Below are 25,528 nucleotides of genomic sequence, written 5' to 3' on the forward strand. Positions count from 1 at the left end.
CGACGATGAGCCGCGCCGCCACCCTCCGCCGCTGGTGCCTTGGCTTGGGCTGGTGTGCAGCGCTGACGCTGGCAGGTGCCACGCTGGTGCCGGCGCGCGCGCAGTCGTTCGACAGCGTGACCGCCCGGATCCTCGCGCTGGAGGACAGCGGCCGCGGGCGCCCGTTCGACGCCGCGCAGGCGCTCGAAGCGCTGCTGCCGGCGACCGCCCCGCACGGTGCGCAGCGCCTGGAGCTGTTGACCGTCCAGGGCCTCGTGCTGGCCGCCGGGGCGCCCGCCGACAGCATCGAACCCGCGGCCACCCGGCTCGAGGCCTGGGCCCGCGAGCCGGGCGCCCCGAACGCCGCCGCGGCCGGCTCCGCCGCGAAACTGGTACGGGCCCGCTCGGTCGCGCGCGACGGCAACCTGCAGCGCGCCGACGCGATGATGCAGGAGGTGATGGCCACGCTGCCGACGATGCTGCTGCCGCGCGAGCGCTTCCGCTACATCTTCACCCACGGCTACATCAAGGACCACGCCGGCCAGCTCGAAGCGGCCGTGCGGATGCACCACGAAGTGCTCGCGATCGCCGACGCGCAGGGCGATCCGTGGCGGCAGTCCGAGGCGCGCAGCGCGCTCGCGTACAGCTACTACGGCGCCAAGCAGTTCGAGCGGGCGCGCGCGATCGGCGGCGAGGCGGTGGCGATCGCCGAGAAGGCCGACGATCCGGTGTCGCTCGGGCGTGCCCTGACCGTCGTCGGCATCGTGCTCGACAGCCTGGGCGACCAGCTCGGCGAACGCCGCTCGTTCGAGGCCGCAATCGTCGCGGCACGCCGCGCCGGCGCGAAGGCCGACGAAGCGCGCTACCTCGCGAACCTGGCCGACTTCTTCCTGAAGAACGGCGAGTACCGGATCGCCCTGACCCGCGCCGAAGCGGCGCTGCCGCTGGCCCGCGACCTCAAGGACGCCAACATCGAGATGGTCGCGCTGGCCAACATGGGGCTGGCGCACATCGCGTTGCAGCACCTCGAGCTCGGCAAGCGCTACGTGCGCGACGCGATCGCGATCGACGAGGGGCGCGGCTCGCTGACCGGCGTGACCGACACGCTGGAGGAACTCGGCACCTACCTCGAGAAGGCCGGCGACCTCGCGGGCGCCGCCAGCGCCTACCACCAGCACCGCCGGCTGGCGACGACGCTGCTGCGCGACGACCAGCAGAAGTCCATCCTCGCGATGCAGGAGCAGTACGACGCCGACCGGCGCAGCCGTGAACTGGCCTTGCTGAACCGCGAGAACGAGATCAAGGCCGAGCAGTTGCACCGGCGCGACCTGCAGCAGCACCTGTGGTGGCTGCTGGCGGCGGCGTTCGTGATGTCGTTCGCGGTCGTCGGGCTGCTGTACCGCCGCGTGCGCCAGACCAACCGACAGCTCACGACGAGCAACGAGATGCTCAAGGTGCAGGGCGAGCGCGACCCGCTCACCGGTCTGGCCAACCGCCGCCACTTCCAGAGCGTGATGCGGCAGCTCGCCGACGACGGCAAGCTGACCGGCACCGTGTACCTGGTCGACATCGATCACTTCAAGCACGTCAACGACCGCCACGGCCACAGTGCCGGCGACGCGGTGCTGGTCGAAGTCGCGAAGCGCCTGCGCGAGACGCTGCGCGAGGAGGACCTGATCGTGCGCTGGGGCGGCGAGGAGTTCCTCGTCGTCGTGCAGGCACTCGCGCCGGACCAGGTCGACACGCTGGCGCAGCGCATGCTCGGCGCGCTCGACCGCACGCCGGTGGTCTGCGAGAAACAGCGCATCGCCGTGACGGCCTCGATCGGCTACGCGACGTTCCCGATCGGCCCGGCCCTGGTGCGCGTGACCTGGGAGCGCGCCATCAACCTCGTCGACACCGCCATGTACCTCGCCAAGGCCCACGGCCGCAACCGGGCCTACGGCGTCCGCCTGCTCCATGCGCGCGACGAAGCGTCGATCGAGGCGATCACGTGCTCGCTGGAAACTGCCTGGCGCGACGGCCAGGTGGCGCTCACGCTGCTCCAAGGGCGCACCCCACTGGCGGTGGCCGCATGAAGCCGCGCCTGGCCCTCTTCGCGTGCGCGCTGGCGCTGGCAGCGACGGCACTGCCCGCCGCGGCGAATGCGCCCGGCGCGGCGAAGACCACGGTGGCCGCCCCCAAGGATGATCCGGTGGCGCAGCGCATCGACGCGATCGTCACCGCCGGCTACGAGCGCCCCGCCCAGGCGATCGCGACGCTCGAGGCGATGCGCCGCGACCCGGGGCTCTCGGCTGCCGCCGACCAGCGCGCGGTGCTGCTGGGCATGGGACTGGTCGAGGCGCAGACGGGCCATGCAGCGCGCGCGAGCACGATCGCCGAACAGCTTCTCGCCAGCGCTGTCGAGGACCCGCAGGGCCGCTGGATGGCGGCATCGAACCTCGTGCGCGCCGCGTTGGCGGAGAACGCCGGGCAGCTGGACGTCGCCGCGGCGCTGGCGCAGTCGGCGCTGCCGGCACTCCACGCCGGTTGCCCCGGCGGGCCGCCGGCAGCGAGCGCGCCCGCGCCGGAGTGCGACTACCGCGCCGCCTGGCGCGTCCTCGCCATCCTCGAAGGCCGCGCGCTCAGCCAGGGCCTGTCCGTCACCGTCCAAAGCATGGCCCAGAGCGCGCTGGTGCTCGCCGAATGGGCCGCCGATGCGCGCCGCCGCATCGCCAACCTCGGCTCGCTGGCCCTGGCGGCACAGGTGCGGGGCGAACGCGAACGGGCGCAGCAACTGGTTCAGCAGGCCCGGCGACTCGCCAACGACAGCGACGACCAGGCGCTGCAGGCGCGGGTCAGCAATGTCGAGGCCCGCCTGGCGAACATGCAGGGCGACCGCCGCGCCGGCCTGCGGCACCTCGAGGAGGCGCTCGCGCTGGCCGTACTGGCCCAGGCGCCGCGCCTCGAAGCCATGCTGCTGAACAACCTCAGCGACGCTTACGCGCGCCTGGACCGCCCGGCCGATGCGCTGCGCGCGGCCGACCGGGCGCTGGTCATCGTGCGGCGCCACAACGACGTGCGCAACGAACGCGTGCTGCTCAACAACGCCGGCATCGCGAAGATCGGCCTGGGGCGCCTGGCCGAGGGCAAGCGCGACCTGGCCGAACTGCTCGAACTCTGGCAGCGCAGCGGCGAGACCGGCCGCCAGGTCGGCACGCTGCAGGAGTTCGGCGAGGCCCTCGCCGCCGCCGGCGATGCACGGGGCGCACTGGAGCTCTACCACCGCGAACGCGCCCTGAGTGCCGAAGTGATGAGCGCGAACCGCAGCATCGCGCTGAAGGAGATGCAGAGCCGCAACGATGCCGATGCGCGCCAGCGCGACATCGAACTGCTGGCCCGCGACAACGCGCTGAAGACCGAGGCGCTCGCCAGCCGCGACCTGCAGCAGCGCATCTGGTGGCTGCTCGCGGCGGTGATGCTGCTGGCGATCGTGCTGGTCGTGATCCTGTACCGGCGCGTGCGCGACACGCATGCCCGCCTCGCGGCGAGCCACGTGCAACTGCAGGCGCAGAGCGAACGCGACCCGCTGACCAACCTCGCGAACCGGCGCCACTTCCATGCCGTGATGTCCCGGCTGTGCAGCAGCGGCGGCTTCGACGGCGCGCTGCTGCTGGTGGACATCGACCACTTCAAGCGCGTCAACGACGTGAGCGGCCATGCCGCCGGCGACCAGGTGCTCATCGAGGTCGCGCGGCGCCTGAACGAAGCGGTGCGCAGCGACGACCTGGTCGTGCGCTGGGGCGGCGAGGAGTTCCTGATCCTCGCGCCGCGCGCGGCCCCCGAGCAGGCCGAGCAGATGGCAGCGCGGGTGCTGCGCATCATCGGGCAGACGCCGGTGACGGTCGGCGCCCAGGCGCTGCGCGTGACGGCCTCGATCGGCTACGCGCGCTTCCCGCTGCCGCCGTACGGCGCCGAGGTGCCGTGGGAGCAGGCGGTCAATCTGGCCGACATGGCCCTCTACACCGCGAAGAACCAGGGCCGCAACCGCGCGGTCGGCATCGCGTCGTCGACCGCGGCGACACGCGAGGCCTTGCACGACATCGAGTCCGACTTCGACCGCGCCTGGCGCGACGGCCGCGTGACGCTGCTGCAGACACCCGGGCCGGACCTGCGCGAGACCCTGCACGCCGCCTGACGCCGCGCAATGCGCGTCAGCGCAGCGGCGCCTCGGCAGCCGCCTTTTGCGCCCGCGCCGCAGCGGCCGCGCGCAAGGCCTTCAGCTTCTCGCGCGGATCTTCCTTCGCGGTGACCTCGTCGAGCTTCATCTCCTTGACGAAGCGGCTCGGCACGCCGGCGATGAACTCGCGCCCGCGCTTGCGCCGCCGCAGCACGCTCACGCCCAGCGTGGTGCGCGCGCGCGTGATGCCGACGTACATCAGCCGTCGTTCCTCTTCCAGCCGCTCGACGGTCATGTCGTCGTCCTCGCTGCGGAACGGCAGCAGGCCTTCGTTGACGCCGGCCAGCACGACGTGCGGCCATTCCAGTCCCTTGGCGGCATGCAGCGTCGACAGCGTGACGACGTTCTGGTCGTCGCCGCGCTCGGCCAGGCTGATGATCACCGAGATCGTCTGCGCGACCTCGAGCACGCTCTTCTTCTCGCTCTCGATGGCCAAGCCGCCATCGTTCTCCAACTCGCCGCCGCAACGCTTGGCGATCCAGTCGACGAAGTCGAGCACGTTGCTCCAGCGCGCGGCGGCGAGCTTCTCGCTGTCCTCGCCGTCGTGCAGATGCTTCTCGTAATCGAGGTCCTTGAGCCAGCCGGACAGCAGCACCTTCGCGTCCTCGGCACCGGTGGTCTGACGGCCGCGGAACTCGAAGTCGTTCACGTAGCGGCCGAACTCGTGCAGCGAGCCGAGCGCGCGGCCGCTCAGCACCGAACCGAGGCTCTCGGCGAACAGCGCCTCGTACAGGCTGGTCTTCCACTTGCCGGCGAACTCGCCGAGCGTGGCGAGCGTCTGGTGGCCGATGCCGCGCTTGGGCGTCGTCACCGCGCGCAGGAACGCGGGGTCGTCGTCGTTGTTGACGATCAGGCGCAGCCAGGCGCACAGGTCCTTGATCTCGGCGCGGTCGAAGAAGCTCTGCCCGCCCGAGACCTTGTACGGGATGCCGGCCTTGCGCAACGCCTTCTCGAACACGCGCGCCTGGTGGTTGGCGCGGTACAGCACCGCGAAGTCCTTGAACTCGACGGTGCCGGCCGCCTGCAGGGCCTGGAAGCGCGCGACGACCCGCTCGGCCTCGTGCTCCTCGTTGTCGCACTCGATCACGCGTACCGGTTCGCCGTCGCCGAACGCGCTCCACAGCTTCTTCTCGAACAGCTTCGGGTTGTTCCCGATCACCATGTTCGCGGCGCGCAGGATGTGGCCCGTCGAGCGATAGTTCTGTTCGAGCGCGATGACCTTCAGGCTGGGATAGTCCTGCGGCAGGCGCTTCAGGTTGTCGATCGTCGCACCGCGCCAGCCGTAGATGCTCTGGTCGTCGTCGCCCACGGCGGTGAACATGGCCCGCTCGCCGGCCAGCGACTTCAGCATCTCGTACTGGATCGCGTTGGTGTCCTGGTACTCGTCGACCAGCAGGTAGCGCAGCGTGTCCTGCCATTTGGCGCGCACCTCGGCGTCGCGCTGCAGCAGGCGGTGCGGCAGGCCGATCAGGTCGTCGAAGTCGACCGCCTGGTAGGCGGCGAGCCGCTCCTCGTAGCGCTGCATCACGCGCTGCGCGACCTGCTCGTCGGCGTTCGCCGGTTCCACGGTGCCGCTGTGCAGGCCCTCGTTCTTCCACAGGCTGATCGTCCACTGCCAGCGGCGCGCGAGGGCGTTGTCGCTGCTCGCGCCGGCTTCCTTCAGGATGCCGAGCACGTCGTCGCTGTCGAGAATGCTGAACTGCTGCTTCAGCCCGAGCTTCTCGTACTCGCTGCGCAGGATGCGCACACCCAGCGAATGGAACGTGCTGACGACCAGGTGCTTGGCCGCGCGCGGGCCGATCAACGCCTTCGCGCGCTCGCGCATCTCCTGCGCCGCCTTGTTGGTGAACGTGATCGCAGCGATCTGGCCCGGCGCGTAGCCGGCCTGCAGCAGCCGCGCGATCTTGTGCGTGATCACGCGTGTCTTGCCCGAGCCGGCACCCGCGAGCACGAGGCAGGGTCCGCTCAGGTGGTGCACGGCGTCGAGCTGCGCAGGGTTGAGGGGATCGGGGGCGGAGGACACGTCGTTGGCGGGGCGGAAGGGCGCCATCATAGCCACCGCTCCCCGCGCAAATCGCTTGCGATACTCGCCGGAACATGCAAGCGATCCTGACCGTCACGATCCCGTTTTTCGCGCTGGTGTTGCTGGGCTTCGTGGCGGCGCAGCGGCGGCTGCTGCCCGAGGCCGCGATACCCGGCCTCAACGCCTACGTGCTGTACTTCGCGCTGCCCTGCATGCTGTTTCGCTTCGGCGCGAGCATGCCGTTCGCGCGGCTGATCGACCCGGCGCTGATCGCGGTCTACGCGTTGTGTGCGCTGGGGATCGTCGGCCTCACGGTCGCGCTGACGCTGCGCCGCGTGGGCTTGAAGAACGGCGCGTTCGGCGCCCTGGTGGCGGCGTTCCCGAACAGCGGCTTCATGGGTGTGCCGCTGCTCGTCGCGCTGTTCGGCGATGCGGCATCGGGCCCGGTCATCGGCACCCTGCTGGTCGACCTGTTCCTCACCAGCACGCTGTGCCTGGCACTCGCGCAGGCGCACGGACACGGGGCGCGGGGCGATGCGGCGTGGCCGGTGGTTGCCCTGCGCGCCCTGCGCGGCGCGGCGACCAACCCGCAACCCTGGGCCATCGCGCTGGGGGCGCTGGCGGCCGCGACGGCGCTGCAGTTGCCCGCGGCCGCCGCGCAGGTCGTGAAGATGCTCGCCGATTCGGCGTCGCCGGTGGCGCTGTTCACGATCGGCGCCGTGCTCTGGCGGGCCGGTCAGCACGCCCACAGCCGCACGGCGCTGGGCGACTATCTGCCGGCGGCGCTGATCAAGCTGCTGGTGCATCCGCTGCTGGTGGGCGCCGTCGGTCTGGGCCTGCGGGCGACTGGCGTCGATGTGCCGGCGTTCGGCCTGACCATCCTGGTGCTCGCGGCTGCGCTGCCGAGCGCCAGCAACGTGTCGCTGCTGGCCGAGCGCTACGGCGCCGACAACGGCCGCGTGGCGCGGATCATCATGGCCTCGACCGTGCTTGCGTTCGCGAGCTTCACGCTGGTGGCGTGGCTCCTGCATCCGGCGGCAGCCACTTGAGCAGGGCCGCGTAGAGATCGTCGGGTCGAAACGGCTTGATCACGAAATCGTCCATGCCGGCTTCGCGGCAGTCCTGCCGGCTCGCGTCGAACAGGTCCGCGGTCATCGCCAGGATCGGAGTCGCCCACCCGGGCCAGGCACGCAATGCGCGGGTCGCGGCCAGGCCGTCCATCACCGGCATGTGCACGTCCATCAGGATCAGGTCGTAGCGGCCTTCGCGGGCCAGCTTCACCGCTTCGCCGCCGTTGGCGGCCATGTCGACCGTGCAGCCAGCGGCCTCCAGCAGCTCCTGCACGACGATCTGGTTGACCTCGTTGTCCTCGGCCACCAGGATGCGTGCGCCACGGTGCCGGTCCAGCAGGGCGCGCCGAGGGTCCGCGCTGTCTCTGCGGTCGGCGTCTCCGACGTCGTGGCGGATCGGGGGTCTGTCGTTGAACGCGTCCATGCTGCCACCGTGTGCGGCTTGCGGGATGTCCGGGCTGGGTCGCGTTACTTTGTCACTTCTGATACACGAGATCAATAACCACCTCACTCGCCAGGCGGCGAGCGAGGATGGCGAGCCTTTACTTTCCGTTCTCAGCGAAGGCGAGGCGAACGGCCTGGTGGGCCTTGAGCCGCTCTGCCGCTCCCGGCAGCTTGCGCTTCACATCGCGCTTGGCGCGATGGACGTTGTCGCGGAGAACATGAAGTCGTGCTCGATTGCGTTGTGCCTGGATGGCCATGCGATTCTCCGTTGGTGGGGTCGCAGGGTAACGCATGCGGGTCGTTTGCGCGCGCCCACGAAAAAGCCCGCTCGACGCGCGGCGCCGGCGGGCTTCTGATCAAGGCCGGGATTACTTGCCGCGGAACTTGCGGATCGCCGCGATCTGCGCTGCCATCGCCGCGAACTCGCCTTGCGCTTTCGCGAAGTCGATGTCGCTCTTGGCGTTCTTCATCGCGTCCTCGGCCAGGCGCTTGGCTTCGTTCGCCTTGGCTTCGTCGAGGTCGTGGCCGCGGATCGCGGTGTCGGCCAGCACGGTCACCGTGCCGGGCTGCACCTCGAGGATGCCGCCGGCGACGAACACGAATTCTTCCTCGCCATTGTCGGCACGCTCGATGCGCACCGCGCCCGGCTTGATCCGGGTGATCAACGGCGTGTGGCGCGGCAGGATGCCGAGCTCGCCGCCCTCGCCCGGCAGCGCGACGAACTTCGCCTCGCCTTCGAAGATGCTGCCTTCGGCGGAGACGACACTGACTTGCAGGGTGGCCATCGTGATGCTCCGATCAGTTGATCTTCTTGGCCTTCTCGATGGCCTCGTCGATGGTGCCGACCATGTAGAACGCCTGCTCCGGCAGCGAATCGCACTCGCCGGCGACGATCATCTTGAAGCCGCGGATGGTTTCCTTCAGCGGCACGTACTTGCCCGGCGAGCCGGTGAAGACTTCGGCGACGTGGAACGGCTGGCTCAGGAAGCGCTGGATCTTGCGCGCGCGGGCCACGGCCAGCTTGTCTTCCGGCGACAGCTCGTCCATGCCCAGCACGGCGATGATGTCGCGCAGTTCCTTGTAGCGCTGCAGCGTGCCCTGCACCGCGCGGGCGGTGTTGTAGTGGTCTTCGCCGACGACGTTCGGGTCGAGCTGGCGCGAGGTCGAGTCGAGCGGGTCGACCGCCGGGTAGATGCCCAGCGAGGCGATGTCACGCGACAGCACGACGGTCGAGTCGAGGTGGGCGAAGGTCGTCGCGGGCGACGGGTCGGTCAGGTCGTCCGCCGGCACATACACGGCCTGGATCGAGGTGATCGAGCCGACCTTGGTCGACGTGATCCGCTCCTGCAGGCGGCCCATTTCCTCGGCCAGCGTCGGCTGGTAGCCCACCGCGGAAGGCATCCGGCCCAGCAGCGCCGACACTTCGGTACCGGCCAGCGTGTAGCGGTAGATGTTGTCGACGAAGAACAGAACGTCCTTGCCTTCGTCACGGAACGATTCGGCGATCGTCAGGCCGGTCAGCGCGACGCGCAGGCGGTTGCCCGGCGGCTCGTTCATCTGGCCGTAGACCATCGCGACCTTCGACTCGGGCAGGTTCTCGAGGTCGACGACCTTCGAGTCGGCCATCTCGTGATAGAAGTCGTTGCCCTCGCGGGTGCGCTCGCCGACGCCGGCGAACACCGACAGGCCGCTGTGCGCCTTCGCGATGTTGTTGATCAGCTCCATCATGTTGACGGTCTTGCCGACGCCGGCGCCGCCGAACAGGCCGACCTTGCCGCCCTTGGCGAACGGGCAGATCAGGTCGATCACCTTGATGCCGGTCTCGAGCAGGTCTTGCGACGGGCTCAGCTCGTCGTATGCCGGCGGCTTGCGGTGGATCGACATCGTCAGCTCTTGCGAGACCGGGCCGCGCTCGTCGATCGGGCGACCGAGCACGTCCATGATGCGGCCGAGCGTCGCGCGACCGACCGGCACCGAAATCGGCTTGCCGGTGTTCGTCACCATCAGGCCGCGGCGCAGGCCGTCGGACGAGCCGAGCGCAATGGTGCGCACCACGCCGTCGCCGAGTTGCTGCTGGACTTCGAGGGTCAGCTCGCCGCCGTCCATCTTCAGCGCGTCGTAGATGTGCGGCATCGCGTTGCGCGGGAATTCGACGTCCACGACAGCGCCGATGCACTGGACGATCTTGCCTTGGGTTTGCACGTCAGCCATGATTTTTCCTTTGACTCAATTCGGGATGCTCAAACCGCCGCTGCACCAGCGACGATCTCGGACAGTTCTTTGGTGATCGCGGCCTGGCGCGTGCGGTTGTAGATCAGCTTGAGTTCGCCGATCAGGTTGCCCGCGTTGTCGGTCGCGGCCTTCATCGCGACCATGCGCGCCGAGTGCTCCGAGGCCATGTTCTCGGCCAGGGCCTGGAACACGAGCGCCTCGGTGTAGCGCAGCAGCAGTTCGTCGATCACCGTGGCCGCGTCGGGCTCGTAGATGTAGTCCCAGCCGTGCGTCTGGCCGTCGGCGTTCTTGTCGGCGGCCAGGCTCTCGGCCGAGAGCGGCAGCAGTTGCACGACCACCGGCTCCTGCTTGATCGTGTTGATGAACTTGGTGTAGCTCAGGTACACGGCCGACAGCTTGCCCTCGGCATACGCGTCGAGCAGCACCTTGACCGGGCCGATCAGCTTCTCGAGCGTCGGCTTGTCGCCGAGCTGCGTGGCGTGCGAGACGACACGCGCGCCGATGCGGTTCAGGAAGCCGTAGCCCTTGTTGCCGATCGCGACCGCTTCGATCTTCTGGCCGGCCGCTTCGAGTTCCTTGAACTTGTTGGTGACCGCGCGCAGCACGTTGGTGTTCAAGCCTCCGCACAGGCCCTTGTCGGTCGTGACGAGGATCATGCCCGCGGTCTTCGCGGACTCGTTCTTCACCATGAACGGGTGCTTGTACTCGGGCGTGGCGGTCGACAGGTTGGCCGCCAGGCTGCGAATCTTCTCGGCGTACGGGCGCGCCGCGCGCATGCGGTCCTGCGCCTTGCGCATCTTGGCGACCGAGACCATTTCCATGGCCTTGGTGATCTTCTTCGTGTTCTCGAAGCTCTTGATCTTGCCGCGGATTTCTTTGCCTGCTGCCATGACGGCTCCTAGTTAGATCAGGCGAAGGACTTCTTGAACGCAGCGATCGCGCCGGACAGCTCGGCCTCGGCATCCTTGTCGAGCGCCTTGGTGTCCTCGATCTTCTTCAGCATCGCGGCGTGGCTGGTCTTCAGGTGCGTGTGCAGGCCGTGCTCGAACGCGAGGATCTTCTTCACGTCGATGTCGTCCATGAAGCCCTTGTTGACCGCGAACAGCGTCGCGCCCATCAGGCTGATCGGCTGCGGCGAGTACTGGTTCTGCTTCAGCAGTTCGGTCACGCGGGCACCGCGGTCGAGCTGCTTGCGGGTCGCTTCGTCGAGGTCGGAGGCGAACTGCGCGAACGCGGCCAGCTCACGGTACTGCGCCAGGTCGGTACGGATGCCGCCCGACTGGCCCTTGATGATCTTGGTCTGCGCCGACGAGCCGACGCGCGACACCGAGATGCCGGCGTTGATCGCCGGGCGGATCCCGGCGTTGAACAGCGAGGTCTCCAGGAAGATCTGGCCGTCGGTGATCGAGATCACGTTGGTCGGCACGAACGCCGACACGTCGCCGGCTTGCGTTTCGATGATCGGCAGCGCGGTCAGCGAGCCGGTTTTGCCCTTGACGGCGCCGTTGGTGAACGCTTCGACATAGTCGGCATTCACGCGCGCGGCGCGCTCCAGCAGACGCGAGTGGAGATAGAACACGTCGCCCGGATACGCTTCGCGGCCCGGCGGGCGGCGCAGCAGCAGCGAGACCTGGCGGTAGGCGACGGCCTGCTTGGACAGGTCGTCGTACACGATCAGCGCGTCTTCGCCGCGATCGCGGAAGTACTCGCCCATCGTGCAGCCCGAGTAGGCCGACACGTACTGCATCGCGGCCGATTCGGCGGCCGACGCGGCGACCACGATGGTGTATTCCATCGCGCCGTTGGCTTCGAGCGCGCGCACCACGTTCTTGATCGACGAGGCCTTCTGGCCGATCGCGACGTAGATGCAGGTCATGTTCTGACCCTTCTGGTTGATGATCGCGTCGATCGCCACGGCGGTCTTGCCGGTCTGGCGGTCGCCGATGATCAGCTCGCGCTGACCACGGCCGATCGGCACCATCGAGTCGATGGACTTCAGGCCGGTCTGCATCGGCTGGTCGACCGACTTGCGGGCGATCACGCCCGGCGCGATCTTCTCGATCGGCATCTGCATCTTGGCGCCGACCGGGCCCTTGCCGTCGATCGGCTGGCCCAGCGCGTTGACGACGCGGCCCTTCAGCTCGGGGCCGACCGGCACTTCGAGGATGCGGCCCGTGCACTTGACCACGTCGCCTTCGGAGATGTGCTCGTATTCGCCCAGAATCACGGCGCCGACCGAGTCACGCTCGAGGTTCAGCGCCAGGCCGAAGGTCGGCGAGCCATCGGGTGCCGGCGCGAACTCGAGCATTTCGCCCTGCATCACGTCGGACAGGCCGTGGACGCGGCAGATGCCGTCGGTCACGGACACCACGGTGCCCTGGTTGCGAATGTCGGTCGCCGCGCCGAGACCCTCGATGCGGCTCTTGATCAGTTCGGAAATTTCTGCGGGATTCAGGTTCATTGCTCTCTCCGGTGGACGTCGCTCACAAGCCTCAGGCCGTGAGCGCCGCCTTCATTTGTTCGAGGCGTGCCTTCACCGAGGTGTCGAGCACTTCGTCGCCGACGACGACACGGATGCCGCCGATCAGATCGGGTTGCACCTGCACGGTGGCGTTGAGCTTGCGCTTGAAGCGCGTCTCCAGCGAGGCGATCACGTCGGCCAGCTGTGCCGGCTCGATCGGGAAGGCGCTGTAGACGACCGCGTCCGACACGCCCGAGCGTTCGCTCACCAGCGCGTGGAACTGCGCGGCGATCTCGGGCAGCACGCTCAAGCGGCCGTTGTCGATCACGGTGCGCAGCAGGTTCTTCGATGCGTCCGACAGCGGCACGTTCGCCACACCGGTGATCACGTCGAACACCTGTTGCGCGCCCGACTTCGGCGCGTCGGCGAACTGTCGCAGCTGCGGATTCGCGGCGACCTGCGCGAGTGCGTCGAGCTGGGCGCTCGCCTGCTTCAGATCGCCTTTCTCGGCGACCTGGAACAGCGCTTCGGCATACGGCCGGGCAAGGGTTGCAAGCTCAGCCATCGTTCAGAGCTCGGTCTTGAGTTGCGACAGCAGCGCGGCATGGACGGTCGGGTCGACCTCCTTGCGCAGGATCTGCTCGGCACCCTTGACGGCCAGCGCGGCGACCTGATCACGCAGCGTTTCGCGCGCCTTGATCGACTCCTGCTCGGCCTCGGCCTTGGCCGAGGCGATGATCTTCGCGCCCTCTTCGGTCGCGCGGCCCTTGGCCTCTTCGATCATCGACTGCGCCAGCCGCTCGGCATCGGCCAGGCGTTGCGCGGCGTCCTTGCGGGCGCTCGACAGCTGCTCTTCGACACGCTTGTTGGCGTTGGTCAACTCGGCCTTGGCCTTGTCGGCGGCCGACAGGCCGTCAGCGATTTTCTTCGCGCGCTCGTCGAGTGCCTTGACGATCGGCGGCCACACGAATTTCATCGTGAAACCGACGAGGATCAGGAACACGATCATTTGCACGATCAGCGTTGCGTTGATGCTCACGTTCTTGCCTTTATGGGAAGAAAGGGGGATTGCGAAGCGCCGTTCACGCGGCGCCGCAATGGCTTACTTCGGCAGGTTGGCGATCTGCGCCAGGAACGGGTTGGCGGTGGCGAACCACAGCGCGATACCGGTGCCGATGATGAACGCGGCGTCGATCAGGCCGGCCAGCAGGAACATCTTGGTCTGCAGCTCGTTCATCAGTTCGGGTTGGCGGGCAGCCGACTCGAGGTACTTGCTTCCCATGATGCCGATGCCGATACAGGCGCCGACGGCACCCAGACCAATGATCAGGCCAGCGGCGAGGGCAACAAAGCTAATGACTTCCATGATGACTCCAGTTGAGGTTTGTTAGAAAGGAAAAATGAAATCTCGAGAAATGAGATGCCGCGGGAAAAACCGTTTCAAGGCTCAGTGATGGTCGTGCGCCTGGCCGACATACACCAGCGTCAACATCATGAACACGAACGCCTGGAGCGTGATGATCAGGATGTGGAAGATCGCCCAGACCGAGCCGGCGATGATGTGGCCGATGGTCAGCAGGATGCCGGTGGCGCTGAGCGCGAAGGCACCGCCCATCAAGGCGATCAGCATGAATATCAATTCGCCGGCGTACATGTTGCCGAACAGTCGCATGCCGTGCGAGACGGTCTTGGCGACGAACTCGATGATCTGCATCAGGAAGTTCACCGGGTACAGGAACCACTTGTCGCCGAAGGGCGCCGAGAACAGCTCGTGCACCCAGCCTCCCGCGCCCTTGATCTTGACGTTGTAGATCAGGCAGACGATCAGCACGCCGAGCGACAGGCCCATCGTGACCGAGAGGTCGGCGGTCGGCACGACGCGCAGGTGCGACAGGCCGAACACATGCTCGCCGATCCACGGCAGCAGGTCGACCGGCAGCAGGTCCATCGCGTTCAGCAGGAAGATCCACACGAACACCGTGAGCGCCAGCGGCGCGACGAGCTTGCGGCTCTGCGCGTTGTGGACGATTCCCTTGGCCTGGCTGTCGACCATCTCGACCAGCAACTCGACGGCCGCCTGGAAACGGCCCGGCACGCCCGAAGTCGCCTTGCGCGCGGCCAGCCAGAGCAGCCAGCAGCCGAGCACGCCGATCACGATCGTGAAGAACGTGGAATCGAGGTTGACGACCGAAAAATCGACCACGCCATGCTGGTGATCGTTCTGCAGATGCTGCAGATGGTGAATGATGTATTCACCTGCGGTGGGGGCATGCGCCGCGCCTTCTTTCGCCACTGCCTCTGCTGCCATCTTGTTGCTACGCCTTGTTGTCCGCACGCCGGCCACGCCACAGCAGCGCGACCCAGTTGACCTTGATGCACACGACCATCGTGACCAGCAGCGCCGGCCAACTCAGGTTCGGTACAACCCTCACGGCGATCGCCAACATCGCGATCGCCACCCCGATTTTCAGCATCTCCCAGAACATGAAGCCCGCGGCCATGGCCATCGGGTTTCGCGCTCTCTTCGTCATCCCGCGCGCCAGCAAGGCACTCGGCAAGACGACAGCGGCCGCGCCGTACAGCGCCGACCAGGCCGTCACGCCTTGGCGGGTGAATGCCCAGGCGACTGCGGCACACCCCAGCCCCACCACGGCCTGGGCCGCGACGACCCGCCAGGGCGATGACGACGGGTTGGACTTTCTCCAGGCCTCGGCCTCTTCTCGGGACCAGGGCTTGGATGCCGCCGCGGGCGCTTCATCGCCCCAGTCTTCGCCGGAGTCGACGGCCTTGCCATGCGCACCAGCCGTACCGATCGAGTTCATCATGGTCCAACAGGGTGCGCGCGCAGCAAAGCCTCGGAATTATATGGGGAAACCACCGAGGCTCCAGACTGCCCCACCACACCAGGAGGACTTGACGGGTCAGGGCAATTGAAGGTAGCGCGCCGCGAGCGCCCGGAACGACGCGGCGGAGGCGGCCGCATCGGAATCGGCGCCCAGTTCCTGGCTCAGGATCGCGGCCACGGCGTCGGCCAACGCGGCCGCGCGCCGCGCGTCGAGGAACAGCAGCCGACAGCGCCGGGCGAGCACGTCCTCCACGCTGCGCGCCATCTCGACGCGCGCGGCGAAGCGCACCATCGCAACGCTGAGACCGCCGCCTTCGTCGCGCCACAGCCAGTCGTCCGCACCCGGCAGTGCGCGCAATGCCGCGAGATCGGCACCGTACTCGTGCTCGCCCGGCGCCTGCGTCAAGGTCTCGCCCGCACCGGCGGGCGCGCCCGCGAGCCGGAGGTGCGCGGTGATGCCCGCGCCGCGCTGCGGCAACAGGCCGGCGGCCATGCAATGGCTCAGCACGTCTTCCGCCATCGCCCGGTAGGTCGTCCACTTGCCGCCGGTGACCGTGACGAGGCCGGACGGGTCGACGAGGACCGTGTGCTCGCGCGACAGCGCCTTGGTCTGCGTGTGGCCGTCGTCGTCCTGCGGGGGGCGCACGAGCGGCCGCAGCCCGACCCAGACCGACAGCACGTCGGCGCGCGTCGGTTGCTTGCTGAGGTACTTGCCCGCCTCGCGCAGGATGAATTCGACCTCGTCCTTGAACGGCGCCGGTTCGGCGACCACATCGTCGCGCGGCGTGTCGGTCGTGCCAAGGACGGTCTTGCCGAGCCACGGCACCGCGAACAGCACGCGACCATCTTCGGTCTTCGGGACCAGCAGCGCGTGGTCGGTCGGCAGGAACGTGCGGTCGACGACCAGGTGCACGCCCTGGCTGGGCGCGACCATCGGCGGACGCTGCGCGGCGCCGTCGTCGGCGTCCATGTCGCGAACCGCGTCGACCCAGACGCCGGTCGCGTTGATCACGCACTTCGCGCGCAGCGTGAAGCGCTCGTCGGTCTCGGCGTCCTGCGCGACCAGGCCGCGAACCTTGCCGTCCTCGCGCCGCAGTGCTGCGCAACGCACGTGATTGACGACACAGGCGCCGCGCGACACGGCGGTGCGCGCCAGCGCGACCGCGAGCCGCGCGTCGTCGAACTGGCCGTCCCAGTACTTGACGCCACCCGACAGACCGCGCGTGCGCACGGTCGGCACCAGCGCCTTCACCTGCGCGGTGGACAGCAGCTGCGTGCTGCCCAGGCCGCGGCTGCCGGCCAGCGCGTCGTAGGCCTTCAGCCCGACGCCGTAGAAGCCGCGCTCCCACCAGGTGTACCCGGGCATCACGAACGCGAGCGGCTGCGCCAGGTGCGGCGCGTTGGCCAACAGCGTGGAGCGCTCGTGCAGCGCCTCGCGCACCAGCGCGACGTTGCCCTGCGCCAGGTAGCGCACCCCGCCGTGGACCAGCTTGGTGCTGCGCGACGAGGTGCCCTGCGCGAAATCGCTGGCCTCGACCAGCACGACGCGCCAGCCGCGCGCGGCGGCATCGAGCGCGACACCGAGCCCGGTCGCGCCGCCGCCGATCACCGCGACGTCCCAGTCCTCGTCGGCACGCAGCCGGGCGAGTTGCTCGTCTCGGTTCATCCGCGCACCCCGCGTCTCATCGGGCGAAGTTGGCCGGCAGCCCCGGCACGTCCACGTCGAGCGCGAGTACGCACCCGGCATATGGCTGCTCGATCAGTTCGGCCGCGGGACGGTTCTCGCGCGCGGTCGTGATGTAGAGCGTCTTCAGGTCCGGCCCGCCGAAGCACGGCATGGTCGGGCAGCGGACCGGCAATTTCACCTCGCCGATCAGTTCGCCATCGGGCGACAGGCGCACCAGCCGCTGGCCCTCGAACATCGCGGCCCAATAGCAGCCTTCCGAATCCATCGCCGCGCCGTCCGGCCGGCCGCCGTAGGTGGCGAGGTCCTGGCCCGGCTGCTTCGGCGCAAAGCTCGCGAACACCCGCTGCCGGCTCAGGCCGCCGGTCTGCGGATCGAAGTCGGCAGCGAAGATCGTGTGGCTGGTCGTGTCGCTCCAGTGGATAGTGCGCCCGTTGGGGCTCCAGGCGAGTCCATTGCCGACCGTCAGGCCCTCGGCCTTCCTGGTGAGCTGACCGTTCGCGAAGCAGTTGAGCGTGGCGCGCGGCGGCTGGCGCGGCTCGTAGATCGTGCTGACCCAGAAGCGGCCCTGCGCGTCGCACTTGCCGTCGTTGAAACGCTCGACGCTCGGGTCGTACGGCGGTTCGGCGGCGCGGCGGCGCTCGCCGGTCGCCGGGTCGAAGCGCCAGATTCCGTCGCGCATGGCCAGCAGCAGTCGGCCGTCGAGCATCGGCGCGAAACTGGACACCTCGGTATCGAACGCCCAGTGGCGCAACTCGCCGCTGCGCGGGTCGAAGCGCTGCAGCCGGCGGCCGGGAATGTCGGCGTAGTAGAGCACCTGTTCGCGCGGGTGCCAGACCGGTGATTCGCCCAGCACGGCAGCCGATGCAACCGCCACGCGCACCTCGCCGTGCGCCAGATTGCCCATCGCCATCAGACCACCGCGACCTCGAGCTTCATCGACACGTCCAGACTCTCGCCCGGCGCGATGGTGCGCAGGCCGTGTGCCGCCGGGTCGGCCATGTGGATCGCATTGGAGACGTGGCTCACCGGCTCGACGCAGAAGTAGTCGCGGTCCTGCGGCGTGAACACTACCAGGCGGTTCAGCGAAGACGTCAGCTGCAGCGAGAACTTCTCGTCGCGGATGCGGGCCGGGCCCTTCCAGCCGTCGAAGCAGTTGTCGAAATCGAGGTGCGACACGTCGCTGTCGATGCCGGGCTGCGCGACCTTGCGCACCGGCAACTGGTTCGCGTCCGCATCCCAGCGGTCGGTCAGCTCGATGTGCAGGCGGCTGCGCGAGCGCTTGTTGAAGTACGGGTGCCAGCCCAGGCCGACGGGTTGCGCGATCTCGCCGGTGTTGGTGAACACCATCTCGACGCTCATCGACTGCGGCGTCAGCGTGAAGTACTGCGTCGCCTCGAACGGGAACGGCCAGTCGGCATCGCCGGGGTGCATGAGCTTGATCACGACCTCGAGCACGCTGCTGGAGACGATCTCCCACGGCCGCTGCCAACCCATGCCGTGCACCGAGTGCGGGTTGTCGTCGAAATTCGGCTGAGTCGTGTAGTCGTGGCCCTTCCAGCGGAACTTGCGGAACGCGAGGCGGTTCGAGTACGGCACCAGCGGATAGCAAGCCGACGGCCGCGATGCCTGCAGCGCGTCGGGCTCGGTCGAGCGCAGGATCGGCGTGTCCCGGTGCCACAGCCCGGCAATGCAGCCGCCCAGGTCCGGGCGCAGCGCCAGGCGCAACGCGCCGGCATGGAGTTCGAACGATGGCTTGGGTTTTCCCGTCATGGCGCTTCCGGTGGTGGTGGCACGGCAGGAGTCGCGCCGACACGGCGCGCATCCGCCACGCGCCGATCCTACGCCGCCCGGCGCTCCGGACGAACCCGCGGTGGCTCAGTCCAGTTCCACCTTCAGGTAGTGCGCGCCGGGGATCGGGTTGAAGTAGTAGGGCGCGCATTCCTCGAAGCCCAGGCTGGCGTAGAGCTCGCGGGCCGATTCCATCTCGTCGAGCGTGTCGAGCAGCATCGTCGAATACCCCGCACGGCGCGCCTCGTCGAGCAGCGCCTCGGCCAGCGTGCGGCCGAGGCCGAAGCGGCGGAACGCCGGGCGCACATACAGCCGTTTCATCTCGCAGGCGTTCGCATGGTCCACGTCGTCGAGGCCGCGCAGCGCCCCACACGCCGCGAGCGCGCCATCGACGTAGGCCAGCAGCAATTGCCCGGTCGGCGGCGCATACGCACCCGGCAAGCCGGCGAGTTCCTCGTCGAAGTTCTGGAAGCACAGGTCGACCGCGAGGCTGGCCGCGTACTCGCGCAGGATCTCGCGCGCCGGCTCGAGCCACGGCGGCGCGGCGGCGTGGATCAACTCGATGCGGGGCGGTTCGTCGGCCATGCGGGAACGATCATGCCATCGACCCGGCGCCGTTCAGCCGGCCAGGCTGACGACCCAGGCCACACCGCCGGCACACAGCCCGACCAACAGCGCGGCGAGCAACCGGGTTGCGGCGTTGTCGCGCGCCGCCGGCGCGGCCACCGTCAGTTGCTTGTCGCCGTGCAGCATCGGTCGCACCAGGTCGCGGCGCTTGGCCAGCAGGTAATACAGGATCGCGGCGATGTGCAGCACCACCATCGCGATGATCAGCCACTGCCCGTAGCCCTTGTGCCAGCGCGTCAGCGCCAGGCTGGTCTCGCCCGTCACGAAGCGGATCAGCGGGCCGGTGTTCGAGATCTCGTCGTCCGCGAACAGGCCCGTGGCGACCTGCGCCGCCAGCAGCGCGAGCAGGCCGAACACCGAGAACGCGCCGATCGGGTTGTGCCCCACCTCGTGGTGCTCCTCGGGCCGGCCGCCGCCCCGAAGATAGCGCAGCGTGGTGGCCGGCGGATAGGCGAAGGTCGCGAACCGCGACCAGTGCCCCCCCACGATTCCCCACAGCAACCGGAACGCGAGCAGCGTGAACACCACGTAGCCGAGCCGGAAGTGCCAGACCATCGCGTTGCCGCCGATCCAGGCGCTGGCGATCGAGGCGCACACGCAGACCGCGAGGAGCCAGTGGAAGATGCGGGTGGGAAGATCCCAGACGCGCACGGTGGAAAGCGGCAGGCTGGCCAAGGGGTCGACAGCAGTCATGGCGCGAAGATACCTGCAATCGCCGCCGCGGCAACTGCACCTCGGGGATTCCCGAGGTCGGGAATTCGCGCGCACCCCGCTGCGTACACTCGCCAGCGCCGGGTCATGGGGGGACCGCAGTGTCCCGGCGCCCCACCCGACCCACCACCGCCACCGGCGAGGAGAACCGACCGCATGAAACGCTTTGTCCCGACACTGCTGATGACCGGCGCCGCGCTGCTGGGCAGCGCCATCGCCCTGCCCGCCGCCGCCCAGTTCGCCAAGCCCGAAGACGCGATCAAGTACCGCAAGGCCGCCTTCACGGTGATGGGCACGCACTTCGGCCGCGTGGCCGCGATGGCGAACGGCCGCATCCCGTTCGACGCGAAGGCCGCGGCGGACAACGCCGAGATCGCGACCGTGATGTCCAAGCTGCCGTATGCCGGCTTCGTGCCCGGCAGCGACAAGGGCGAAACCAAGGCCGAGTCGAAGATCTGGACCGAGATGGACAAGTTCAACGCCGCTGCCACGAAGATGCAGGAAGAAATGGCCAAGCTGAACGTCGCGGCCAAGGGCGGCAACCTCGACGCGATCAAGGCCGCGGTCGGCGAGACCGGCAAGAGCTGCAAGGCCTGCCACGACAACTACCGCAAGGAGTAGGCCGCTTCGGCGCACCGGGCCTGCGTTGCGTGAGCGGCGCAGGCTTTACTTTTTGGGCCCGCCCGCGGGCCGAGGCCGGCCCCGGCCTTCCGCTAAACTCGCGCGCTGACCCGATCTGCGGTCGAAAAACAACGTGCTGCCGCGACCGTGGATCGACTCCCCGACGCAGCGATCGCGTCGGCCGCGTGCGGCCGGCGCCCGACACCGAATCCGTGGCCGACACCCTCATGACAGTCTTCCGTCCTCGCTTCCCCGCCGCCCCTGGCCGTCGGCTCTTCGCCCACCTGCTGTGCGGCCTCGCGCTCGCAGCGGGTCTCGCGCATGCTGCCGACGATCCGCAGAACGGCAGCGGCAGCTTCGGCACGCCGGGCTATTCGGGCTCGACGCAGCAGGGCGGCGCCCTGCAAGGACAGGGGCAAGGGTTGCCACTGGGAATGCCGAGCATCACAGGAGGCTCGCGCTCTTCCATCGGCTCGGCATTCGATTTCCGCGATCTGTATCGCCAATCGACACGCCCTGAACTGACGGTGCGTCGAACCGACCTGCCGCCGCCGAAGCCGGGCGAATTCCAGAAGTTCGTTGAAGGCGCGACCGGTCGACTGCTGCCTCTGTTTGGCACCAGCTTCTTCGCCGACGCGACCGACCCGTCGACACCCCTGGACAACGTGCCGGTGTCGGCCGACTACACCGTCGGGCCCGGGGACGAAGTCCTGATTCGCGCGTGGGGCTCGATCGACGTCGACTACCGCAGCACCGTCGATCGCAATGGCCTGCTCAACCTGCCGAAAGTCGGCAGCTTCAACGTCACCGGCGTGAAAGCCGCCGACCTCGAGAAGCACCTGCGCACCCAGATCGGACGGCTGTACACCAACTTCGACCTGAGCGCCTCGCTCGGGCAGCTGCGCGGCGTCAAGGTGTTCGTCGTCGGCCCTGCTCAGCAGCCCGGCGTCTTCACGTTGGCGAGCCAGTCGACCTTGCTGTCGGCGGTCGTGATGGCGGGCGGCCCGGCGCCGAACGGCTCGATGCGCAAGGTGCTGCTGCGACGCGACGGCAAGGTGATCTCGGAACTCGACATCTACGAATTCCTGGTGCAAGGGGACAAGTCCAAGGACGTGCAGCTCGTTGCGGGTGACGTGGTCGTGTTCCAGCCGGCCGGCGCCCGGGTCGCGCTCAATGGCGCGCTCGACACGCCCGCGATCTACGAATTGAAGACGCCGCAGGAGCCGGTGCGCGAAGTGCTCCGCTACGCGGGAGGCACGCCGGCGTTGGCGAACCCCAATCGCGCGCAACTCGAGCGGATCGATGTGGCGCAGCGCGCCGCCCGTTTTGTCGAGGAGTTCAAGCTCGACGGCGCTGGCCTGCAGAAGCAGCTGCGCGACGGCGACGTGCTGACCCTGTTGCCCATCTCGCCCCAGTTTGCGAATGCGGTGACCTTGCGCGGTCACGTGGCGCAACCGCTGCGCTACCCCTTCACGCCCGGCATGCGCATCCGCGACTTGATCCCGGACCGCGACGCGCTCATATCCCCCGACTTTTACCGCCGCAAGAACCTGCTGGTGCAGATCGTCGACGAGGACGTCGATCTGCGGCCCAACGACACGCGCTACCGCAACGGGCGCCCCGTGCTGGACGCCAACAATCGCCCCGTGCAGAGCGGCCCCAGGATGAACGAGGCGAATTCCGGCGGTCTGGCCGGGACCGCCGGCGCAGCCGCCGGCGGCGCGAACAACAACGCGTCGAACCGCAACGATGGCACGAGCGGAAACGCCCGGGACGATCAAGCCGCCGGCAACGCCCCATCGATGGACAACTCGGGCATGCAGCGCAGCCGCGCCGAGCGCCAGCGGCGGGCCGACGACCTGGCGATCGTCGCTGCGTCGAAACGCGCGCCGACGCCGCTCTTCGACGAATTGAACTGGGACTACGCAGTGATCGAGCGGCTCGACACCCGCACACTGAGCACCCAGGTCATCCCGTTCAACCTCGGCAAGGCGGTGCTGCAGGGCGACGACGCCAGCAACGTCGAGCTGATGGCCGGCGACGTGGTCACGGTCTACAGTCAGAAGGACATCCGCGTGCCGGTATCGCGCCAGACGCGCCTGGTCTCGCTCGAAGGCGAAGTCTCATCCCCCGGCGTCTACCAGTTGCAGCCGGGGGACACACTGCAAAGCCTCATCGCACGCGCCGGCGGCTTCACCCCGCAAGCCTACCTCTACGGTCTTGAATTCAGCCGCGAGGAGACGCGGCTGCGTCAACGCGAAAACCTGACGGCGGCGATCGCGCGGCTGGAGGCGCTGTCGGCAGTACAGGCGGCGCGCGACGCGGCCAACCGGCGCGACGATGCGCAAGGCGCGGCAACCACCGCGGCAGTCAGCAATGCCGCCACGCAGGCGCAACTCGGCCGGCTGCGGAATGTGCAGCCCAACGGGCGCATCGCCCTGGAGCTGTCAGCCGAAGCCTCGACGCTGGCCGAACTGCCCGCCGTTCCTCTGGAAGCGGGTGATCGCATCACCGTGCCGGCACGCCCGGGCTTCGTGACCGTCGCCGGCGCGGTCGTCAACAGCAATGCGTTCCTGTGGAAGCCAGGCCGGACCGCGGGGGAATACCTGAAGCTGGCCGGCGCCGACGAGGCCGCGGAGCCTGCCAACATGTTCATCCTGCGCGCCGATGGCACCGTGAGCCATGCGAACGACAATCGCGGCTTCTGGGGCCGAAACAAGCTGGAGTCGCAGGTCATGCAACCGGGCGACGCGTTGATCGTTCCGAATCAGCTCGACTTCGAGACCTGGGGCCGCGCGTTCGTGCGCAACATGAAGGACTTCGCGCAAATCTTCACAGGATTCGGGCTGGGGCTCGCCGCGATCCATTCGCTTTGACACAGGGCACTTCATGACGGGGACGACCTGCGACCGGACGCCCTGGCCGCCGGCGTCGACTGCAACGGCGAAGACGTCGGCCCCAGCGTCAGCCTGACCTATCGGCTGGGCTGGCTCGGCCAGGACAAGCGCGCGATCGCGAACGTGACGATCATCACCGCGGTGGCGGCGATACGCGGCGCTACCGCATGGTCACGCGCGCAATCCCCGCAGGACGCAGCCGCACGCGCTGCCCTGGCTCGCGCGTGGCGCTGGCGCTGGCGCAGCTGACGCGTTGGCGGCGTGCGAAGCGCCACTGTCGCCCTCAGCCCCCGCCCAGGACCCGCGCGAACACCGCGCTGTCGACATTGCCGCCTGTGAGCGGCAGCCCGATGCATCGACCGGCCCAGCGCTCGCGCTGCTGCAGCGCGGCGGCGAGCGATGCGGCTCCCGCGCCTTCGGCGACGTTGTGGGTGTCGGCGAACAGCACGCGCATCGCGTCCGCCACCTGCCCGTCGGTGACCGCCACCACGTCGTCGACTTCGCGGCGGATGATCGCCAGCGCCTGCTCGTCGGGCACGCGGCAGGCCATGCCGTCGGCGAGGTCGGTCGTGACCGGCGCCTCGATCGCGCGGCCCGCAAGAAACGACTGCTGGTACGCGGTCGCATGCGCCGAGACCACGCCGATGATCCTGGTCTTCACGCCCGCATGAGCGCGCGCCAAGGCGCAGGCGCAGATGCCCGAGCCCTGGCCGATCGGCACGAACACGACCTCGGGCTCGACCGCGTCGAAGAACTCCAGCCAGTAGCTCGCTACACCGTGCACCAGATCGTCATGGTACGACGGCACCATGTGCAACCCGCGGTCGCGAGCGAGTGCCGCCGCATGCTCGCGCGCGGCCTGGAAATCGTCACCGTGCTCGATCAACTCGACGCCGAGCGCGCGCATCGCGGCGTTTTTCTCGACCGAGTTGCCGCGCGGCACGACGATGGTCGCTTGCAGGCCGTGGCGGCGCGCCGCGAAGCCGACCGACTGGCCGTGGTTGCCGCGCGTCGCACTGACGACGCCGCGCCACTGCGGCTCGCGGCGCCGCAGCGCGTCGAAGTAGACCAGCCCGCCGCGCAGCTTGAATGCACCGACGGCGGTGTGGTTCTCGTGCTTGACCCAGGCCTGCGCGCCGAGGCGCTGGTCGAGCAGGGGCCAGCGCTGCTGCGGCGTCGGCGGCATGGCGTCGCGGACGAGGCGGCGGGCGCGGTCGAGGGGATGGCGGTCGTCGTTCATCGTCAGGCGTTCAGGCGAGGTGAGCGGAGGGTGACGGCGCCGCGCGGCGTGTCCAGTTCGACGCAGAGCGGGGCCGCCTCGGCGGACCCGTCGGGCGTGACCGCGCGCGGCAGCCATGCGGACAGCGTCGGTGGCCAGCCCGACACGCTCAGCGACCGCAGCACCACGCCGCTTGACGGCATCGCGTCGGTCGGGTGCGCGTCGCCCCACGCGATCAGCGCCGGCACCGCACCTTGGCACGGGCGCCGGCCGTCGGCGCGCACGCTGATCCGCCAGCGCAGCAGGCCCTGCGGCGTCATGCGCTCGGCGTCCGTCAACTCGCCGCATTCGATGCCACCGGCACGCAGCGCATCGCGGGTGGCGGTGACGTCTTCGCAGCGCATGACCCAGTGCACGAGCTGGGGTCCGGCGCTGGCCAGCGAGCGCTGCAGCGCCGCATCGTCCAGATCGAACCAGCGCGCATGTCCCGTCGGCGGCGGCGCTTCGACGTCGATCGCGATGATCTCTGCATAGGCGCGCGGAAACGACGCCGAGCCGATGGTGAACACGCGGTTGTGGGTGGCCATGAAGGTGTGCCGTCCGCCGCCCCCGGGCCGCAGGCCCAACGTGGCCTCGCACCACGCCACGCCCTCGGCCAGCGTGCGCGCGGCGATCACCAGGTGGTCGAGCGCGAGCGTCATTGCG

General features: G+C 68.9%; 24 protein-coding genes. 5 read left to right on the top strand and 19 right to left on the bottom strand.

Annotated features, from left to right (window positions below):
- Positions 1–5 precede the first annotated feature (5 nt).
- Both ASC76_RS22560 and ASC76_RS22565 read left to right on the top strand, forming a co-directional pair.
- Positions 6–2,057, top strand: a complete 2,052-nt coding sequence (locus ASC76_RS22560; RefSeq protein ID WP_082549402.1) for a diguanylate cyclase — start codon at positions 6–8, stop codon at positions 2,055–2,057.
- Complete coding sequence (locus tag ASC76_RS22565) at positions 2,054–4,156, top strand: GGDEF domain-containing protein (RefSeq protein WP_056472319.1); 2,103 nt, start codon at positions 2,054–2,056, stop codon at positions 4,154–4,156. The genes ASC76_RS22560 and ASC76_RS22565 overlap by 4 nt, the downstream gene beginning before the upstream one ends.
- Before the next feature lie 16 nt (positions 4,157–4,172).
- On the opposite strand, the gene ASC76_RS22570 is transcribed toward ASC76_RS22565, so the two are convergent.
- The gene (locus ASC76_RS22570; protein WP_235580562.1) at positions 4,173–6,251 is read right to left on the bottom strand and encodes an ATP-dependent helicase; all 2,079 of its coding nucleotides are present in this window, start codon (positions 6,249–6,251) and stop codon (positions 4,173–4,175) included.
- 44 nt (positions 6,252–6,295) lie between these two features.
- Here ASC76_RS22570 and ASC76_RS22575 point away from each other — a divergent pair, with 44 nt between their 5' ends.
- Positions 6,296–7,270 carry an AEC family transporter gene (locus ASC76_RS22575; RefSeq protein ID WP_056472321.1) on the top strand — a complete coding sequence of 325 codons (975 nt, stop codon included), beginning with the start codon at positions 6,296–6,298 and terminating at the stop codon, positions 7,268–7,270.
- On the opposite strand, the gene ASC76_RS22580 is transcribed toward ASC76_RS22575, so the two are convergent.
- From ASC76_RS22580 to ASC76_RS22655, 16 genes are all read right to left on the bottom strand, one after another.
- Positions 7,227–7,715 carry a response regulator gene (locus ASC76_RS22580; RefSeq protein ID WP_056472323.1) on the bottom strand — a complete coding sequence of 163 codons (489 nt, stop codon included), beginning with the start codon at positions 7,713–7,715 and terminating at the stop codon, positions 7,227–7,229. The genes ASC76_RS22575 and ASC76_RS22580 overlap by 44 nt on opposite strands.
- Before the next feature lie 118 nt (positions 7,716–7,833).
- On the bottom strand, positions 7,834–7,992 hold the full coding sequence (locus ASC76_RS25620; RefSeq protein ID WP_157615978.1) for a hypothetical protein: 159 nt from the start codon (positions 7,990–7,992) through the stop codon (positions 7,834–7,836).
- A gap of 111 nt (positions 7,993–8,103) precedes the next feature.
- Positions 8,104–8,520, bottom strand: a complete 417-nt coding sequence (locus ASC76_RS22590; RefSeq protein ID WP_056472329.1) for a F0F1 ATP synthase subunit epsilon — start codon at positions 8,518–8,520, stop codon at positions 8,104–8,106.
- 13 nt (positions 8,521–8,533) lie between these two features.
- Positions 8,534–9,946, bottom strand: a complete 1,413-nt coding sequence (gene atpD / locus ASC76_RS22595; protein WP_056472332.1) for a F0F1 ATP synthase subunit beta — start codon at positions 9,944–9,946, stop codon at positions 8,534–8,536.
- A gap of 29 nt (positions 9,947–9,975) precedes the next feature.
- A complete protein-coding gene (gene atpG / locus ASC76_RS22600; RefSeq protein WP_056472334.1) occupies positions 9,976–10,857 on the bottom strand; it encodes a F0F1 ATP synthase subunit gamma in 882 nt (293 codons plus the stop codon).
- A gap of 17 nt (positions 10,858–10,874) precedes the next feature.
- Complete coding sequence (gene atpA / locus ASC76_RS22605) at positions 10,875–12,428, bottom strand: F0F1 ATP synthase subunit alpha (RefSeq protein WP_056472337.1); 1,554 nt, start codon at positions 12,426–12,428, stop codon at positions 10,875–10,877.
- Between the two features lie 31 nt (positions 12,429–12,459).
- Complete coding sequence (locus ASC76_RS22610) at positions 12,460–12,993, bottom strand: F0F1 ATP synthase subunit delta (RefSeq protein WP_056472340.1); 534 nt, start codon at positions 12,991–12,993, stop codon at positions 12,460–12,462.
- A gap of 3 nt (positions 12,994–12,996) precedes the next feature.
- Complete coding sequence (locus ASC76_RS22615) at positions 12,997–13,467, bottom strand: F0F1 ATP synthase subunit B (RefSeq protein ID WP_056472343.1); 471 nt, start codon at positions 13,465–13,467, stop codon at positions 12,997–12,999.
- Between the two features lie 63 nt (positions 13,468–13,530).
- Positions 13,531–13,794, bottom strand: a complete 264-nt coding sequence (gene atpE / locus ASC76_RS22620) for a F0F1 ATP synthase subunit C (protein WP_047487532.1) — start codon at positions 13,792–13,794, stop codon at positions 13,531–13,533.
- An 81-nt stretch (positions 13,795–13,875) separates the two neighbouring features.
- Positions 13,876–14,736, bottom strand: a complete 861-nt coding sequence (gene atpB / locus ASC76_RS22625) for a F0F1 ATP synthase subunit A (protein ID WP_056472345.1) — start codon at positions 14,734–14,736, stop codon at positions 13,876–13,878.
- A 7-nt stretch (positions 14,737–14,743) separates the two neighbouring features.
- Entirely contained in the window at positions 14,744–15,253 is a 510-nt protein-coding gene (locus ASC76_RS22630) for an ATP synthase subunit I (protein WP_235580563.1), read from the bottom strand.
- A 96-nt stretch (positions 15,254–15,349) separates the two neighbouring features.
- Positions 15,350–16,939, bottom strand: a complete 1,590-nt coding sequence (locus ASC76_RS22635; protein WP_056472348.1) for a glycerol-3-phosphate dehydrogenase/oxidase — start codon at positions 16,937–16,939, stop codon at positions 15,350–15,352.
- Between the two features lie 16 nt (positions 16,940–16,955).
- Positions 16,956–17,870 carry an SMP-30/gluconolactonase/LRE family protein gene (locus ASC76_RS22640; protein WP_371262169.1) on the bottom strand — a complete coding sequence of 305 codons (915 nt, stop codon included), beginning with the start codon at positions 17,868–17,870 and terminating at the stop codon, positions 16,956–16,958.
- Complete coding sequence (locus ASC76_RS22645) at positions 17,870–18,730, bottom strand: aldose 1-epimerase (protein WP_056472351.1); 861 nt, start codon at positions 18,728–18,730, stop codon at positions 17,870–17,872. The genes ASC76_RS22640 and ASC76_RS22645 overlap by 1 nt, the downstream gene beginning before the upstream one ends.
- 105 nt (positions 18,731–18,835) lie before the next feature.
- Complete coding sequence (locus tag ASC76_RS22650; protein WP_056472356.1) at positions 18,836–19,333, bottom strand: GNAT family N-acetyltransferase; 498 nt, start codon at positions 19,331–19,333, stop codon at positions 18,836–18,838.
- Between the two features lie 33 nt (positions 19,334–19,366).
- Positions 19,367–20,068, bottom strand: coding sequence for a cytochrome b/b6 domain-containing protein (locus ASC76_RS22655; RefSeq protein WP_056472360.1), 702 nt, complete (start codon positions 20,066–20,068; stop codon positions 19,367–19,369).
- 174 nt (positions 20,069–20,242) lie between these two features.
- Here ASC76_RS22655 and ASC76_RS22660 point away from each other — a divergent pair, with 174 nt between their 5' ends.
- Positions 20,243–20,707 carry a cytochrome c gene (locus tag ASC76_RS22660; protein WP_056472365.1) on the top strand — a complete coding sequence of 155 codons (465 nt, stop codon included), beginning with the start codon at positions 20,243–20,245 and terminating at the stop codon, positions 20,705–20,707.
- Between the two features lie 212 nt (positions 20,708–20,919).
- A complete protein-coding gene (locus ASC76_RS22665; RefSeq protein ID WP_157615980.1) occupies positions 20,920–23,583 on the top strand; it encodes an SLBB domain-containing protein in 2,664 nt (887 codons plus the stop codon).
- A 304-nt stretch (positions 23,584–23,887) separates the two neighbouring features.
- On the opposite strand, the gene ASC76_RS22670 is transcribed toward ASC76_RS22665, so the two are convergent.
- The gene (locus ASC76_RS22670; protein ID WP_056472371.1) at positions 23,888–24,844 is read right to left on the bottom strand and encodes a threonine dehydratase; all 957 of its coding nucleotides are present in this window, start codon (positions 24,842–24,844) and stop codon (positions 23,888–23,890) included.
- Positions 24,845–24,846: 2 nt separating this feature from the next.
- Complete coding sequence (locus ASC76_RS22675) at positions 24,847–25,524, bottom strand: VOC family protein (RefSeq protein WP_056472374.1); 678 nt, start codon at positions 25,522–25,524, stop codon at positions 24,847–24,849.
- Positions 25,525–25,528 lie beyond the last annotated feature (4 nt).

This window comes from Rhizobacter sp. Root404, from assembly GCF_001425865.1.
Taxonomy (GTDB): Bacteria; Pseudomonadota; Gammaproteobacteria; order Burkholderiales; family Burkholderiaceae_C; genus LMDS01.

What these genes read in the sequence shown, in the direction of transcription:
- ASC76_RS22560 (WP_082549402.1), top strand. Translation starts at nt 6, where the DNA reads ATGAGCCGCGCCGCCACCCTCCGCCGCTGGTGCCTTGGCTTGGGCTGG.
- ASC76_RS22565 (WP_056472319.1), top strand. Translation starts at nt 2,054, where the DNA reads ATGAAGCCGCGCCTGGCCCTCTTCGCGTGCGCGCTGGCGCTGGCAGCG.
- ASC76_RS22570 (WP_235580562.1), bottom strand. Translation starts at nt 6,251, where the DNA reads ATGATGGCGCCCTTCCGCCCCGCCAACGACGTGTCCTCCGCCCCCGAT.
- ASC76_RS22575 (WP_056472321.1), top strand. Translation starts at nt 6,296, where the DNA reads ATGCAAGCGATCCTGACCGTCACGATCCCGTTTTTCGCGCTGGTGTTG.
- ASC76_RS22580 (WP_056472323.1), bottom strand. Translation starts at nt 7,715, where the DNA reads ATGGACGCGTTCAACGACAGACCCCCGATCCGCCACGACGTCGGAGAC.
- ASC76_RS25620 (WP_157615978.1), bottom strand. Translation starts at nt 7,992, where the DNA reads ATGGCCATCCAGGCACAACGCAATCGAGCACGACTTCATGTTCTCCGC.
- ASC76_RS22590 (WP_056472329.1), bottom strand. Translation starts at nt 8,520, where the DNA reads ATGGCCACCCTGCAAGTCAGTGTCGTCTCCGCCGAAGGCAGCATCTTC.
- atpD (WP_056472332.1), bottom strand. Translation starts at nt 9,946, where the DNA reads ATGGCTGACGTGCAAACCCAAGGCAAGATCGTCCAGTGCATCGGCGCT.
- atpG (WP_056472334.1), bottom strand. Translation starts at nt 10,857, where the DNA reads ATGGCAGCAGGCAAAGAAATCCGCGGCAAGATCAAGAGCTTCGAGAAC.
- atpA (WP_056472337.1), bottom strand. Translation starts at nt 12,428, where the DNA reads ATGAACCTGAATCCCGCAGAAATTTCCGAACTGATCAAGAGCCGCATC.
- ASC76_RS22610 (WP_056472340.1), bottom strand. Translation starts at nt 12,993, where the DNA reads ATGGCTGAGCTTGCAACCCTTGCCCGGCCGTATGCCGAAGCGCTGTTC.
- atpE (WP_047487532.1), bottom strand. Translation starts at nt 13,794, where the DNA reads ATGGAAGTCATTAGCTTTGTTGCCCTCGCCGCTGGCCTGATCATTGGT.
- atpB (WP_056472345.1), bottom strand. Translation starts at nt 14,736, where the DNA reads ATGGCAGCAGAGGCAGTGGCGAAAGAAGGCGCGGCGCATGCCCCCACC.
- ASC76_RS22630 (WP_235580563.1), bottom strand. Translation starts at nt 15,253, where the DNA reads ATGATGAACTCGATCGGTACGGCTGGTGCGCATGGCAAGGCCGTCGAC.
- ASC76_RS22635 (WP_056472348.1), bottom strand. Translation starts at nt 16,939, where the DNA reads ATGAACCGAGACGAGCAACTCGCCCGGCTGCGTGCCGACGAGGACTGG.
- ASC76_RS22640 (WP_371262169.1), bottom strand. Translation starts at nt 17,870, where the DNA reads ATGGCGATGGGCAATCTGGCGCACGGCGAGGTGCGCGTGGCGGTTGCA.
- ASC76_RS22645 (WP_056472351.1), bottom strand. Translation starts at nt 18,730, where the DNA reads ATGACGGGAAAACCCAAGCCATCGTTCGAACTCCATGCCGGCGCGTTG.
- ASC76_RS22650 (WP_056472356.1), bottom strand. Translation starts at nt 19,333, where the DNA reads ATGGCCGACGAACCGCCCCGCATCGAGTTGATCCACGCCGCCGCGCCG.
- ASC76_RS22655 (WP_056472360.1), bottom strand. Translation starts at nt 20,068, where the DNA reads ATGACTGCTGTCGACCCCTTGGCCAGCCTGCCGCTTTCCACCGTGCGC.
- ASC76_RS22660 (WP_056472365.1), top strand. Translation starts at nt 20,243, where the DNA reads ATGAAACGCTTTGTCCCGACACTGCTGATGACCGGCGCCGCGCTGCTG.
- ASC76_RS22670 (WP_056472371.1), bottom strand. Translation starts at nt 24,844, where the DNA reads ATGAACGACGACCGCCATCCCCTCGACCGCGCCCGCCGCCTCGTCCGC.
- ASC76_RS22675 (WP_056472374.1), bottom strand. Translation starts at nt 25,524, where the DNA reads ATGACGCTCGCGCTCGACCACCTGGTGATCGCCGCGCGCACGCTGGCC.